Here is a 14,960-nt window from a genome sequence, read left to right as displayed (position 1 = left end):
GCTGGCAGCGTAAAACTGCTTAGCCTTTATCTCAAATTTTAACGAACTATTGGTATAAGGAAAGATTCATACTAACAAAAAAAAGAATCAAGAACCCCACAACGTTAACCAACGTTAACATTCGTCAGCACATCATAATACAATCATGATTTACGCTATAAGATAAGCGGACAAACGTTTTTTTGTATATCTTTGTAATCAATTACTTAAACTAATCGAAATTTATGGAAAGAACATGGAGATGGTTTGGCAAGAACGATCCAATAACGCTTGCCATGCTCAAACAAATCGGTGTGGAGGGCATCGTCACCGCCCTGCACGACGTACCTTTGGGTCAGGTTTGGACACGTGAGAAGATACACGATCTAAAGACCTTCATCGAGAGTTACGGCATGCGTTGGAGCGTCGTCGAGTCGCTGCCCGTGACCGAAACAATCAAGTATGCTGGCCCCGACCGCGATGAACAAATTGACATTTACAAGCAGAGCTTGCGCAACCTCGCGGCCGAGGGTATCCATACCATTTGCTACAACTTCATGCCCGTGCTCGACTGGGCCCGCACCGACCTGCTTCACGACAATCCCAACGGCAGCAGCAACCTGTATTTCAGCATCCCACAATTTGCTTATTTCGACATCTACATTCTGAAACGCCAGGGCGCCAAGGACAACTGGGCACGTTTTCAGGTGTTGGGACCCGACGGAAAGCCTAACGGCCGCAACATCATCGAGGAGGTGGAGCAACTGCGAAGCACCATGACACCCGAGAAGGACCACGCCTTGGTGGAGAACATTGTCATCAAGACACAAGGCTTCGTGAGCGGCAACTTCAAGGAGGACGACGAGCATCCCGTGGAGCTGTTCCGTCAACTGCTTGCCCTCTATAAGGGCATCGACCGCGACCAACTGCGCGCCAACATGAAGTATTTCCTTGAGGCCATCATGCCCGTTTGCGAAGAGTGCGACATGTATATGTGTGTCCATCCCGACGACCCACCCTTCCAGGTGCTCGGTCTGCCGCGCATCGTAACCTGCGACGACGACATTCAGTGGTTCCTCAACGCCGTTCCCAACAAGCACAACGGTCTTACGTTCTGCGCAGGATCGCTCTCGGCCGGTGCCCAAAACAATGTAGTGGAGATGGCACGCAAGTACGCTTCACGCACATGGTTTGTGCATCTGCGCAGTTGCCATGTGTTCCCCAACGGCGACTTCACCGAAGCCAGCCATCTTGGAGGACGCGCCGACATCATCCAACTGGCGCGTGTGTTTGAGGAAGAGGAGGAGCGCCGCAAGGGAAACGCCAACATCGAGCGCCTACCCATGCGCGTAGACCATGGCATGACGATGCTCGGCGATGAGACGAAGGGCTACAACGCCGGCTACAGTTTCCTGGGGCGCATGTTCGCCATGGGCCAGGTACAAGGTATCATAGCCACCGTCGACCGCGAACTCAACAAGCCCTTCCACCAGCCAGGCTTCTTCGATTAACCTCATTATTCAAATCGAAACAACATGAAACTCAAAGATATCAGCTCTGGCAAGTTGAACGCCAGCGAGTGGGAAGCCAAGGGCTACGAACTACCCACATACGACATTGAAGCCGTAAGAACACGCACCCATGAGAATCCCACTTGGGTTCATTTCGGTGGAGGAAACATATTCAGGGCGTTCCCTGCCGCCATCCTCAACGACCTTCTAAACAAAGGAGTTTACGACCGTGGCGTCATCGTGGCCGAAACATTCGACTACGAGGTCGTCGACAAGGCCTATACGCCCTACGACAACCTATCATTGCTTGTTAGCCTGCAAGCGTCAGGAACCATCGAGAAGAAGGTCATCGCATCGGTGACCGAATCGTTGAAGGCCGACTATGCGTTCGACGATTGGAGCCGTCTGGTCGACATCTTCCGCAATCCATCCTTGCAGATGGCCACATTTACCATCACAGAAAAAGGCTATGGGGTGCCACCAGCCGACTTGGAGCGAGGGCTCAAGCCTATGATGGCCATGGGAAAGGTGACCGCCTTGCTCTACGAGCGGTTCAAAGCCGGAAAGTTGCCACTGACGGTGCAGAGCATGGACAACTGCTCGCACAACGGCGACAAAGTGAAAGCCGGCGTCATGGCCTACGCAAAACGATGGGCCGAAGAGCGTCTGGCGCCGCAAGCGTTTGTCGACTACCTGGAGGATGAGCAAACCATTAGTTTCCCATGGTCGATGATCGACAAGATAACACCCCGCCCCCATGCCAAGGTGAAGGAAATGCTGGCCGCCGACGGCTTCGAGGACAACCAATATATCGAGACCGAGAAGCACACGTTTACCGCCCCGTTTGTCAACTCCGAGGAGACACAATACCTTGTTATCGAGGACCATTACACCAACGGACGTCCACCACTCGACCAAGCTGGCGTTATCTACACCACGCGAAAAACCGTCGACGAGGTGGAGACAATGAAAGTAACGACCTGCCTGAATCCCCTCCACACGGCCATGGCGCTCTATGGTTGCATGCTCAACTATACGCTGATATCCGCCGAGATGAACGACGAAGACATCCGCCCGTTCATCCAAAAAATTGGATACATCGAAGCCATGCCTGTCGTTACCGACCCGGGTATCATCAATCCGTATGAGTTTATTGGCGCATTCATCAATCGCCGACTGCCCAACCCCTTCATGCCCGACACGCCGCAACGCATTGCCATGGACACCAGTCAGAAACTGCCCATACGCTTTGGCGAGACCATCAAGAAGTATGCCGCTCGTCATCTCGATATGGACAACTTGGTTCTTATTCCCCTCGTGTTGGCAGGCTACGCCCGTTACCTGAAGGGTGTCGACGACAACGGAAAACCCTTCACACCCTCGCCCGACCCCATGCTGCAGGAGCTACAACAGATTGTGGAACCGCTCACCGTGGGCAAGGAAGGCCAAGACTACAGTTGCCTGAAGAACCTTTATAGCAGGAAGGACGTGTTCGGACTCAACCTATACGAAACTCCGCTGGGCAACCGCATCGAAGGAATGGTCAAGCAACTCTTTGCCGGAAAGGGAGCCGTAAGAAGCACACTACACAAATACACCGCACAGCGATAGACTTCGATAGCAACCGCAAAAGCGCAACAAACAAACGATGGCGTAAAATAATAGACCAAAAATTTGGTAGGGTCGAAAAAAAGCCATACCTTTGCACCCGCAAATCCGACGGCACTTCCATATCAAAAGGAACGCCAAGAGGGAACGGGGTGTAGCGCAGCCCGGTAGCGCTCCTGGTTTGGGACCAGGTGGTCGCAGGTTCGAATCCTGTCGCCCCGACGAAAAGGAACATGAAAGAAGCCGCAAAGAATATCTCTTTGCGGCTTTTTTGTATCTTTTTACAAATAGGGACGAGCCGTTCTTAAATCTTTTCAGTAACTTTGCAGTATGAACCGAATCATCACATTATTGATTAGTTTGTTGGCATTCTCCTCACTCCATGCGCAAAGCAGATACACGGAGTGCGAAGACACATGCAGCCACATCCACGGAATCGACATAAGCCACTACCAAGGCTCAGTATTCTGGGAAACGGTGGGCGAAAGCAAAATGGCATACGTCTACCTGAAAGCCACGGAAGGAGGCGACAATATCGACAGCAAGTACAAGCAAAACATCGACTTGGCGCACAAGTACGGGCTGAAAGTGGGCTCGTACCATTTCTACCGCCCAAAGATTGCGCAACAAACGCAACTTGAGAACTTCATGACCCAATGCAGGCCTGGAGACCAGGATTTGTTGCCCATGATCGACATTGAGACGCGAAGCGGATTGAGCAAAGAGGCTTTCAGAGACTCGTTGTTCATCTTCCTTGATCTTGTGGAAAAAGCTTACAAGCAAAAACCGCTTCTTTACACGGGTGCCAATTTCTACGACAACAACCTGTTGGGGCTCTTGGGCGACTACAAGGTGATGATTGCCCAATACACCGCACGAGAGCCTGTGTTGAAAGACGACCTCGACTTCATACTGTGGCAATACACGGGTAAAGGACATCTCAACGGCATCAACGGATATGTGGACAAAAGCCGATTCATGGGCAACCACCGATTGAGAGAAATCAGGTTCAGACATAGATAACGCTGCACAACAAACACCCTCACCCATTAACCAACGAAAATCATCACATCATAAGATATGGCTATCATTAAATGTCCAGAGTGTGGACGACAAATCAGCGACAAAGCTCCGGTTTGCCCCAACTGCGGAGTGGAAATCGCAGGAAAAATCATGAAATGCCCCCAATGTGGGGAAATCTATTTCCGCGACCAGGAAATGTGCCCCAACTGCCACCACTTGACACGTTCAAGCGGACAAGCAGCACAAGGCACCAATACGCGTCAGGCAGAAAGCCAAGGAAATGGCGGCCAGATCGTTTCGCCAAACGCCCAGGCTACCACCACAAAGCCCAATGGCCAACCTGCAACGAATAGGCAGCCCACCCCACCGCCCGTCAAACCTCAAAAGAGCCAAAACGAAACGGCCAATCAGGCCAAGAAAAAAAATCACGGCCCACTCATCGTAGCGTTTGTCATCGCCCTTGCCATCTGCGGCGTTTGCTTCTATTTCTACAGCAATGCCAAGAGCAACAAAGAGATGGAATCATACGAATTTGCCATGAAGAGCGATGACCCATTGGTGTTACAGACCTATCTCGACAGCAACCTCGACGCTCCTGCAGAGCACATCCAAGCCGTAACCGAACGGTTGGAGGAGTTGAAAAAGCAAGATGTGGAATGGACCAACGCTGTGGTAAGCGGTACAAAGGCAGCACTGGAGGACTACTTGGCCAAGCATCCCGATACGGAGCACAAGGCGGAAGCCATGCACAAGATCGACTCTATCGACTGGGCCGACGCAAGCAGTAAAAACACCTTGGAGGCGCTTCAAGCCTATCTCAACGCACACGACGAAGGCGAACATGTAGACGAGGCGCAGACAGCTATCAAGTCGCTTAAAGCCAACACGGTGCAACCCAACGAGAAGACAATGATCGTCTCGGTATTCCGCCATTTCTTCCAAGCCATCAATGCCAAGAGCGAAGGCGATTTGCAAGCCTCGGTGGCTCCGATCCTTACCAACTTCCTGGGTAAGCCCGACGCCATCAAGGCCGACGTTGTGACGTTCATGCACAAGATTTACAAGGATGACATTACACGCATGACCTGGCGTTTGAACAACGACTACGAAATCGACAAGAAGGAAGTGGGCGATGAGGAATACGAATACACCGTCAAATTCTCTGCCCTTCAAGACATAGACAGAACTGACGACAGCAAGGAAAAGCACGCAAAATACCATATCTCGGCAACCGTGAACCCAGACGGTCTCATTTCAGCCATGTCGATGACTAAGATTTTGGAATAATCAAAGAACACATACTACCCTTTCTACCCCAATCGTTCGTTCGATTGGGGTTTTATTTTGCCCATTTCCTATGCCTATGCTCAACCGCCCCTAAATAGGCATCACGACACAGAAAGAGCAAGTTGCAGCAATCGCATGGAAAGCATCACGCACCAGGGTCTCACCCAGAGCGCTCACCATGCCATAAGAAAGGTTATACGGATTAGCCTTCAAGCCCCCTTACCGAAAAATAAAGTTAGGGATTCTATGACTGGCAAGAACGTCACTCATCGGTGGTCATCTCGTCAGAGCCTCCTATGGTCAACTGCATAAGGTCATAGTAGGAACCATTGTAAATGTTCAAGTCAACATTCCCTTTGATGCCAGGCAACTGGCCTGCATCGGTATGCTGCCAGAATTTCCATTTCCCCTTATACTCAACCTTATCGACATAATAATGCGCTATCCAATAGGGGTAGCCATCAAAGACAGAGGTGCTAAGGTAACGTTCCTTAAATTTATAATAGGTGTAAATGATTGGCTTCACGTGATACTTATCTTCAACGATGTGTAGCCACGTCAACACATCCATCTGAAAATCTTCAACGCTCTTGCCTTGAGGCATATGCTCAATGTCGAGCACGGGCGGAAGGTCGCCCTCCTCCAAATGGACCTTGCTTAAAAAGTAATAAGCCTGATCGCGAGCCGACGACTTATTGCTCCAAAAATGGTAGGCGCCACGAATGAAACCATACTCGCGGGCATTGTCAAAATTATCGGAGAAATTCTCGTCAACGCGCGAGGAGCCCTCCGTTGCCTTAATGATGATGAAACGAATCGGACAACCATCAACCATGGCGCTATAGCGCAAACGGTTCCAATTGATGGTGCCTTGATAATGGGAAATGTCGATGCCGTGTATCTCATAGCCTGCCGGATATTTGGCGTCGCCATAAAGCGCGCGCCACCGGAAACCCGTGGGACCCACAAAGAAATAATAAAACGCCCAAACGTAAAGAACCAAGATTCCAATACCCCCAAGAAGCCAAGGCCAACGCCTACCTTTCTTCATGAAAGGCAGCAATGACAACTGTCCCCAACCATGTGAACGACGGTAAGTCGTTGGCTTGCGGTGGCGGGTCGTCTGGTATCTGGAGCGTGTGGGTGTTTTGGTTGACATAGGTTGAGCTTTGACTTATCACCAACCGAAGGAGCATTAACAAAGAATGCAAGGCATATTCAGCCACACATCACTATGGCAGTTTGCCATCATTGATGAACAAGCCAAGCCTTCTGCTCTCTTGACCACAACTGTTAGGTTTCATAACCTGAACGTAAACTGCGGTCTCCATCGGTTAGAAAAGGGGGCATTCCCACACAGCCCTTGAGCGAGAGGAATGCCCCTTTTATTCTTTTTACACAAATAGTTAACAAGGTGCAAGCACCTGATAATTACTTGTTCTTAGCAGCGTTCTCGAGAGAGAGAGTACGTGTGTCGCGGTCGCAAACCTCTGCAGGACCCCAGTACTGGATAGGACCAGGATAAACGAAGCAAGTTTCACGTGACCACTCCTCACGACACTGACAGAACTTCTTGAAAGGAGCACCATCGAGCTCAACAAGAGCCTTGCGGATAACAGGCTTCATCTCACCATTACGACGCTCCATGTTCATCATCATTGTGATAGGCACACCTCCAGCCTTCCACTCATCCGTGGGTGCCGACAGGTTCTTAACGATGGCCATGTAACCCGTCTTGCCATTGGCAATGAGGTTAGCAGCGCTCACACCGAGAGCATAGCAATAGTCAGCGTCGAAGTTAGAAGGAGCGGCACAACGTCCCTCGTAACCGAAGAAGTGGTGCTGGGCAGCGAAATGACCCACATACTTGCCTTCCTTCTTCCACTCAGCGAGCTTAGCGGCAACCATGTCAGACAGAAGCTTCTCGGTCTCAATGAGAGACACCTGCACGTTTCCGTGAGGGTCGCGATCGAGAGAAAGCTGACGAGCTACATCCTCAGGAAGAGTAGCGAAAGTCTCTGCGTTCTCCTTGCTCAGGTGAGCGAGGATGTAAGCACGCTGGGCGTCCTTGTCAAGATCCTTATAGTCTGAACCGTGAGCGGCGAGCAAGTCGTTGAGCTCGTCGATGAGGCGACCGATTGCAGGTATAAACTCGATAAGGCCCTCAGGAATGAGCACCACACCGAAGTTGTTGCCATCCTCAGCACGCTGAGCAACAGCAGAGGCGATCTGCTCAACAATCTGATTGAGCGTCATGTCCTTGGCCTCAACCTCCTCAGAGACGATGCAGATGTTAGGCTGGGTCTGGAGAGCGCACTCAAGGGCGATGTGCGAAGCCGAACGGCCCATGAGCTTAATGAAGTGCCAATACTTGCGGGCAGAGTTGGCGTCGCGCTCGATGTTACCAATGAGCTCAGCGTAAACCTTTGTAGCGGTGTCGAAACCAAAGCTTGTCTCGATCTGGTCGTTCTTCAAGTCACCATCAATGGTCTTCGGGCAACCGATAACCTGTACGCCGTAATTCTTGGCAGCATAGTACTCAGCCAACACGCAAGCGTTAGTATTAGAGTCGTCACCACCGATAATTACGACAGCCTTGATATCGAGCTCGCGAAGAATCTCGATACCCTTCTCAAACTGACCAACTTCCTCAAGCTTCGTACGGCCAGAACCGATCATATCGAAACCACCTGTGTTACGATAGTCGTCAACGAACTCAGAAGTGAGCTCGATGTAGTTGTGGTCCACCAAACCGCCGGGACCCATCAAGAAACCGTACACCTTGTTGGCAGGGTTCATCTTCTTCACGGCATCGAAGATACCGCAAATCACATTGTGACCACCAGGAGCCTGACCACCTGAGAGAATAACACCAACATTAACAGCGCTGTCGGCAGACTTGTCGCCAGGTACAAACTCGATGAGAGGCATACCGTAAGTGTTGGGGAATAACTTCTTGATTTCATCCTGATCACCCACGCTTTGTGTCGGATCACCTTCCTTCACCTTAATGGCACCCTGCAGACCTTTAGGCAGCTTCGGCTGATAAAGAGCACGGGCCTTCTGCAAAAGACTCTTTTTCATTTTCTGTTCTTCTAATTAATTAATACGTCAGATTTGTTGCAAATTTACGTTTTTTCCTTGATATATGGAAAGAAAAGAGAAAGAAAAGTCTTTTTTAAAAGATTTTTTAGAACTTCTGCTTGCATTTCCGCAATTTTACTTATCTTTGGACTTGGATTTCAAGAAACTGTGTCGGGCAAGCTCCCATGGCCTATGCCCGCCTATCAACCAAAAAACAATTTCAAACCATGGCAAAGAAAAGAGATTTAAAGCAGACCATCAACTACGTTTGCAGCGATTTGTTCGCAGAGGGTGTAGCAGCATCACTGTATGGAACAGCTAACAACGAGGAAGCCGTCAACAACCTCCTCTCGTCCATCATCGTCACAAGGAACGACTTTGTGAAGCGCGTTTCTCATCCTGAGCCCGGCATGACGGCACACGAGTATTACCGTCAGCTCATCTCTGACTTCAACCAGCGGATCAACGAGATTATCGACCAGATTGGAACTTTAGCATAAACATAGCGTCCGAATGATCATGAGAAAGTTCTGCCATTGGCTTTTATATAGACAATTGGGCTGGAAAAAGAACGTTACCGTAGCACATCCGAACAAGTATATCATCTGCTTGGCGCCTCACACCAGCAACTGGGACTTCTTGATTGGGCAACTGTACATGCGCGCCGAAGGCATGCACACCAATTTCCTGATGAAGAAAGAGTGGTTCTTCTGGCCATTAGGCCCCATCTTTCGCCGCATGGGAGGCATCCCCGTGTTTCGCTCGAAGCACACCAGCATGACCGACCACTTGGCCGAAGAGGCGAAGACACGCCAACAATTCGGGCTGTGCATCACACCCGAAGGTACACGATCACTCAATCCTGATTGGAAGAAAGGGTTTTATTTTATAGCCCTGAAGGCGCAAATTCCAATCTTGCTCTACGGAACCGACTACGAGAAGAAACTCATTAATTGTACTGAAAGCATCATGCCGTCAGGAGATTTGGAGAAGGACATGCGCCATATTAAGCTCTACTTCAAAGACTTCAAAGGCAAGAAACCCGAAAATTTCTCCATCGGAGAAGTGTAAGCCGGGTACAAATTTGATTCTAATATGACTTTAGGAAAAGGCCTGCTTATTGGTTGTGCATGTCTGTTTGCGCTTTCGACAAGTGTCGTAGCGCAAGGCCTTACGCAGAAGGAAAAAGCGAATCGTTCGCTAAACGAGTATTTCCTCAATTATCATGCGAAAGGTTCTTGGTTTACACAACAGCCTCGAATGAAGAGTTTTTCGGTGGATGACTGCAACCAACTGGTTACGATCACCACCGACGAACACTTTGCCCAACAAGACTTCACCGACAAACAAGTGGGGCAGATCTACCGAAAAGTCAAGAAGGCGCTACCCAAGCCTTATAACAAATACCGCATACAAATTGTCAGCAATGGCATGCTTGTGGAGGATTACGTACCCAGTCACAAGTCGAAACGCGACGGTTCGCAAGCCTTGTGGGGCAAGATCAATTATAACGGACGACCTTGGGTGGACAACGCATCACGCCCCATCAACATCACACACGGTCTTTATGACCGTCACATCAGTCTATGGGCCTCACACGGTAGGTATTACGACAACAAAAAAGGCTTTTGGAAATGGCAAAGGCCCAATCTTTTTGGCACCACAGAAGACCTGTTCACTCAAACCATCGTGGTGCCATTCCTCATTCCCATGCTCGAGAACGCAGGAGCTGTGGTGTTCACTCCACGTGAACGCGACTGGCAAACCGATGAGTATATCGTCGACAACGATGGTGGCCTCAACTCCTCTGACAGCCAATACAAGGAATATGCGGAAAACGGAAGTTGGCTAACAGCCCCACATGAAGGATTTAAGGCGCATAGCGGACACTATGTAGACCATGAGAATCCCTTCTTGGCAGGTACGGCTCGAATGATGAAAGCCAGCAAGAAAAGCGACAAGGCGTTCGTCAAATACCAGCCCCATTTCGCCAAAGAAGGCCGTTACGCCGTTTACGTAAGTTACCAATCCCTTCCCAATAGCGTTGACGACGCGCACTATACCGTGTTCCACAAAGGACAGGCTACCGAGTTTCGCGTAAACCAACAGATGGGAGGCGGCACATGGGTTTACCTCGGCACCTTCGATTTCGACAAGGGCGACAACGTGTACAACTGTGTCATGCTGACCAACCAAAGCCGCATGAAAGGCATCGTAACAGCCGATGCCGTGCGCTTTGGAGGCGGCATGGGCAACATTGAACGCGGTGGCGCCATCAGCCATTACCCCCGTTGCTTGGAGGGAGCACGCTATTATGCCCAGTGGGCGGGCGCCCCTTACACCACCTATGGTGCCCGAGGTGGCGACGACGACTATTCCGACGACATCAACACACGCTCGAAGATGACCAACTGGTTGGCGGGAGGGTCCGTCTTTGTGCCCACGGTCGACGGCAAGAAAGTACCCATCGAGCTGTCGTTGGCCATTCATAGCGACGCTGGTTATGCACCCAACGGCAAGGACATAGTTGGCTCACTGGCCATTGCCACCACCGATTTCAACGACGGGCGTCTGTCATCGGGTGTCAGCCGACAAGCGTCGAAGATATTTGCAGAACAACTTCTCTCAGGCATCACACGCGACATGACATTTGTGTACAAACGTTGGAACCGTCGTTACCTTTGGGACCGCAACTACTCAGAAACGCGCCTACCCGAAGTTCCATCAGCCATTATTGAGACCTTGTCGCACCAAAATTTCCCCGACATGGCTTTGGGTCAAGATCCCAATGTTAAGTTCACATTGGCGCGCTCGATGTACAAGACCATTGTGAGATACGTCAACAGCATGCATGGCCGCTCGACCATCATAGCGCCCTTGGCCCCTCGCAATGTGTCTGTTGAACTGACAGCGAAAAACCAAGTGCAACTGTCGTGGAGCGCTCAGCCCGACGAGCAAGAACCGACTGCCACCCCAACCTATTACATTATCTATACGGCTACCGGACACGGTGGATTCGATAACGGCACAAAAGTCAATGGCACCTCCGCCGTCATGACCATTGAGCCTGGCGAGACCTATCATTTCCGCGTTACGGCAGCCAACCGAGGCGGAGAGAGCTTCCCGTCTGAGACCGTATCAGCCTTCAGCTGTCCGAACGCACGCAAAACTATCCTTGTCATCAATGGTTTCCACCGATTGGCAACACCAGCTGTTGTCGACAACAACTACCAACAGGGATTCGACATCGACCGCGACCCAGGTGTGTCATACGGCCTCACCGCAGGTTGGAATGGACGTCAACAATGCTTCGACGTTTCGCGCATGGGGCACGAAGGCCCTGGCGGATTGGGATATGGCGGCGACGAACTTGCCGGCCATTTCATAGCAGGCAACGATTTCAATTACACCATTGCACATACCGACGCCATCGCCTCAGCCAAGCAATACAACGTTGTCAGTTGCAGTTCTGAGGCCATCGAAGCTGGCAAGGTAAAACTCGAGAAGTACCAAGCCGTCGACTTGATCTTGGGATTGGAGAAGTACGACCCCAACACCGTCAAGTACTATAAGTCGTTTCCTATGTCGATGCAGCGACGAATTGCCGCCTACACACAAGGCGGAGGACGCATCTTGGTGAGTGGCGCCTACGTTGGCGAGGACATGATGCAAGAGGACGACGCAGCATGGCTCAGCCGATTCATGAAGGCCAGCTATGGTGGAACCGTCAAAACCGACTCGCTGACAGGTGTGAACGGATTGGGCATGCAGTTTGATTTCTACCGAACGCTCAACCCATACCATTACGCAGCCACCCACACCAACGTGCTCAGCCCAGAGGGCAACGCCATCTGCGCCATGCAGTATAGCAGCGGCCAGTCGGCCGCCGTGGCCTACGCAGGCACCGATTACAAGGCTTTTGTCATGGGTTTCCCCTTCGAGTGCATCACCGACCGCACCACGCGCAACAAACTGATGCAAGGCATACTCAACTATATTTTACAGTAAACAAACAACATATCATATATCAAATCATTCTATCATGAAGATACAAGCCAACCATTCAGGCACCCGCAGCATAGAGGTGACCGAGAAACACCTGCAAACCATTGATAAGTACGCCCTTCTTCGCTACTTGATTGACAGCAATGGTATTATCGACGAGACAGTTCTCGACAAGCTGAAATTCAACGTCCGCTCGATGCTCGAGAGCGAGACGGGCAACGACAAGGATCTGTTGGACCTGTGCCTCGACGTTATTTACAATAACAACATGAAGGCTTTCGGTCTGCATCAGTTGGTGCTGCTCTATGTGAAATGGAAGGGTGAGCATGCTAACCAAGACGAAGTGGATCCACAAGAGGTGAGCGATTAAGGCATGCGCAACTATCAACTGACCGATTTCCTACCCACCACGAAGAAGGAATGTGAGCTAAGGGGGTGGGGCCAACTCGACGTCATCCTTTTCTCGGGCGACGCCTACGTTGACCACCCTTCGTTTGGCGCAGCTGTCATTGGACGCATGCTTGAGGCCAACGGCTACCGAGTGGCCATCGTTCCACAACCCGACTGGCATGGCGACTACCGCGACTTCAAGAAGTTGGGGCGGCCACGCTTGTTCTTTGCCGTTTCGCCAGGTGCCATGGACTCTATGGTCAACCGCTACACCGCCAACCGCCGGATGCGCCACGACGACGCCTACACTCCCGACGGTCGGCATGGCATGCGCCCCGACTATCCCTCGATCGTCTATTCCAAAATCCTAAAACAGTTGTTCCCCGATGTTCCTGTGGTGCTCGGAGGCATCGAAGCATCCCTACGCCGCCTCACCCACTACGACTATTGGGAAGACAAACTGAAGAAGTGCATCCTTTGTGAGAGTGGCGCAGACATTATTCTCTATGGCATGGGCGAGAAGAACACGCTTCAACTATGCCGGGAACTTGAGAATGGCCGTAGCATCAAAGATGTCAAGGACATTCCCCAAACGGTGTATCTCGCTAAGAAAGAAGATATTCCTGGCGGCATCACCGATACCGACATCGTGCTCCATTCGCATGAGGAATGTCTTCGCAACAAGAAGGCACAAGCCGAAAACTTTAGGCATATTGAAGAAGAAAGCAATAAGATGCACGCCCAACGACTCATTCAGGGTGTTGATCATCAGTTTGCCGTCGTCAATCCCCCCTATCCTCCCATGACCACCGAAGAGCTCGACGCCGCCTTCGACCTGCCTTACACACGCATGCCCCATCCCAAATACAAGGGCAAGACCATCCCAGCTTACGAGATGATTAAATTCTCCGTCAACCTGCATCGCGGTTGTTTTGGTGGTTGCGCCTTCTGCACCATATCGGCCCATCAAGGCAAGTTTGTGGTTTGCCGCTCCAAGGAAAGCATCTTGCGTGAGGTGAAACAGGTTATCGCCATGCCCGACTTCAAGGGTTATCTCTCCGACTTGGGCGGTCCGTCGGCCAACATGTACGGCATGCATGGACGCAACCCGAAAGCCTGCGAGCGTTGCCGCCGCCCTTCGTGCATCAATCCACAGATCTGCCCCAACCTCGTCACCGACCACTCTAAGCTGCTCGACATCTATCATGCTGTCGACGCCTTGCCAGGCATCAAAAAGAGTTTCATTGGAAGTGGCGTGCGTTACGACCTGTTGTTGCACAAGAGCAAGGACGAAAAATCGAACGAGGCCGCTCGCCAATACACGCGCGAGCTCATTACACGCCATGTGAGCGGACGCCTGAAAGTGGCCCCCGAGCACACCTCCGATCGAGTGCTTCGCCTAATGCGCAAGCCATCATTCAGTCAGTTTTACGACTTCAAGCGCATCTTCGACCGCATTAACCGCGAGGAGGGGCTCAACCAACAGATCATCCCCTACTTCATCAGTTCACACCCAGGATGCAAAGAGGAGGACATGGCCGAGCTGGCCGTGCTGACCAAGAACCTCGATTTTCACCTTGAACAGGTGCAGGACTTCACACCTACACCAATGACCGTGAGCACCGAGACGTGGTACACCGGCTACGATCCCTATACCCTGGAGCCTGTGTCGTCGGCCAAGACACCCCGCGAGAAGTTGGCCCAGCGCCAGTTCTTCTTCTGGTACAAGCCCGAGGAGCGTGCTTCCATTGAGCGCGAGTTGCGCCGTATTGGTCGGCCCGACCTCATCAGCAAGCTCTACGACGGCGTGCCTTACCATGGTCGTGCCCACTACGACCCCAAGGCCATTGGCAGTTCGCCGGAGCGAACCGACATGCGCGAAAAGAAACGCAAGTCGTTCAATCCCAACTTCCAGCCCCGTGGTTTTGGGAAGAAAACCAAGAAACGATAACGCCCCCGCGTCGTGATCGTTCAGGCTATTCTCAACACACGTCGTGATAGATAATTCCATTCTCAACAACAATACTCTGTTAATTCTAACGTAATCGTTTGAAAATGAGGGAGTTAATTAAC

At 51.2% G+C, this 14,960-nt stretch carries 11 protein-coding genes and 1 tRNA gene; 10 read left to right on the top strand and 2 right to left on the bottom strand.

Going from position 1 to position 14,960, the window contains the following annotated elements; all coding sequences use genetic code 11:
- Nucleotides 1-224 precede the first annotated feature (224 nt).
- From uxuA to KM934_RS11155, 5 genes are all read left to right on the top strand, one after another.
- Nucleotides 225-1,490, top strand: coding sequence for a mannonate dehydratase (gene uxuA, locus KM934_RS11175; protein WP_215760682.1), 1,266 nt, complete (start codon nucleotides 225-227; stop codon nucleotides 1,488-1,490).
- Between the two features lie 24 nt (nucleotides 1,491-1,514).
- Nucleotides 1,515-3,101, top strand: a complete 1,587-nt coding sequence (locus KM934_RS11170; protein ID WP_215760681.1) for a mannitol dehydrogenase family protein — start codon at nucleotides 1,515-1,517, stop codon at nucleotides 3,099-3,101.
- Between the two features lie 145 nt (nucleotides 3,102-3,246).
- Nucleotides 3,247-3,320: transfer RNA gene (locus tag KM934_RS11165), tRNA-Pro, on the top strand.
- 108 nt (nucleotides 3,321-3,428) lie between these two features.
- On the top strand, nucleotides 3,429-4,121 hold the full coding sequence (locus KM934_RS11160; protein ID WP_215760680.1) for a glycoside hydrolase family 25 protein: 693 nt from the start codon (nucleotides 3,429-3,431) through the stop codon (nucleotides 4,119-4,121).
- 57 nt (nucleotides 4,122-4,178) lie between these two features.
- Nucleotides 4,179-5,408: a double zinc ribbon domain-containing protein gene (locus KM934_RS11155; protein WP_215760679.1), complete on the top strand. Its 1,230-nt coding sequence runs from the start codon at nucleotides 4,179-4,181 to the stop codon at nucleotides 5,406-5,408.
- Nucleotides 5,409-5,670: 262 nt separating this feature from the next.
- Here KM934_RS11155 and KM934_RS11150 read toward each other — a convergent pair whose 3' ends face one another.
- Both KM934_RS11150 and KM934_RS11145 read right to left on the bottom strand, forming a co-directional pair.
- Nucleotides 5,671-6,567 carry a glycoside hydrolase family 25 protein gene (locus KM934_RS11150; protein ID WP_215760678.1) on the bottom strand — a complete coding sequence of 299 codons (897 nt, stop codon included), beginning with the start codon at nucleotides 6,565-6,567 and terminating at the stop codon, nucleotides 5,671-5,673.
- 272 nt (nucleotides 6,568-6,839) lie between these two features.
- The gene (locus KM934_RS11145) at nucleotides 6,840-8,492 is read right to left on the bottom strand and encodes a diphosphate--fructose-6-phosphate 1-phosphotransferase (RefSeq protein ID WP_215760677.1); all 1,653 of its coding nucleotides are present in this window, start codon (nucleotides 8,490-8,492) and stop codon (nucleotides 6,840-6,842) included.
- A 227-nt stretch (nucleotides 8,493-8,719) separates the two neighbouring features.
- Between KM934_RS11145 and KM934_RS11140 the strand changes: the two genes are divergently transcribed.
- The 5 genes from KM934_RS11140 to KM934_RS11120 are packed head-to-tail and all read left to right on the top strand — an operon-like array spanning nucleotide 8,720 to nucleotide 14,838.
- Nucleotides 8,720-8,992, top strand: a complete 273-nt coding sequence (locus tag KM934_RS11140) for a hypothetical protein (protein WP_215760676.1) — start codon at nucleotides 8,720-8,722, stop codon at nucleotides 8,990-8,992.
- 13 nt (nucleotides 8,993-9,005) lie between these two features.
- On the top strand, nucleotides 9,006-9,563 hold the full coding sequence (locus tag KM934_RS11135; RefSeq protein ID WP_252344984.1) for a 1-acyl-sn-glycerol-3-phosphate acyltransferase: 558 nt from the start codon (nucleotides 9,006-9,008) through the stop codon (nucleotides 9,561-9,563).
- Nucleotides 9,564-9,587: 24 nt separating this feature from the next.
- A complete protein-coding gene (locus KM934_RS11130) occupies nucleotides 9,588-12,500 on the top strand; it encodes a golvesin C-terminal-like domain-containing protein (protein WP_394369505.1) in 2,913 nt (970 codons plus the stop codon).
- 34 nt (nucleotides 12,501-12,534) lie between these two features.
- A complete protein-coding gene (locus tag KM934_RS11125) occupies nucleotides 12,535-12,867 on the top strand; it encodes a hypothetical protein (RefSeq protein WP_252344983.1) in 333 nt (110 codons plus the stop codon).
- 3 nt (nucleotides 12,868-12,870) lie between these two features.
- Entirely contained in the window at nucleotides 12,871-14,838 is a 1,968-nt protein-coding gene (locus KM934_RS11120) for a YgiQ family radical SAM protein (protein ID WP_215760674.1), read from the top strand.
- Nucleotides 14,839-14,960 lie beyond the last annotated feature (122 nt).

Origin of the sequence: Hallella faecis, assembly GCF_018789675.1 — a bacterium.
Taxonomy (GTDB): Bacteria; Bacteroidota; Bacteroidia; order Bacteroidales; family Bacteroidaceae; genus Prevotella; species Prevotella faecis.
Note: the sequence above shows the minus strand (reverse complement) of the source record. Positions and strands in the feature narration are given on the sequence as shown.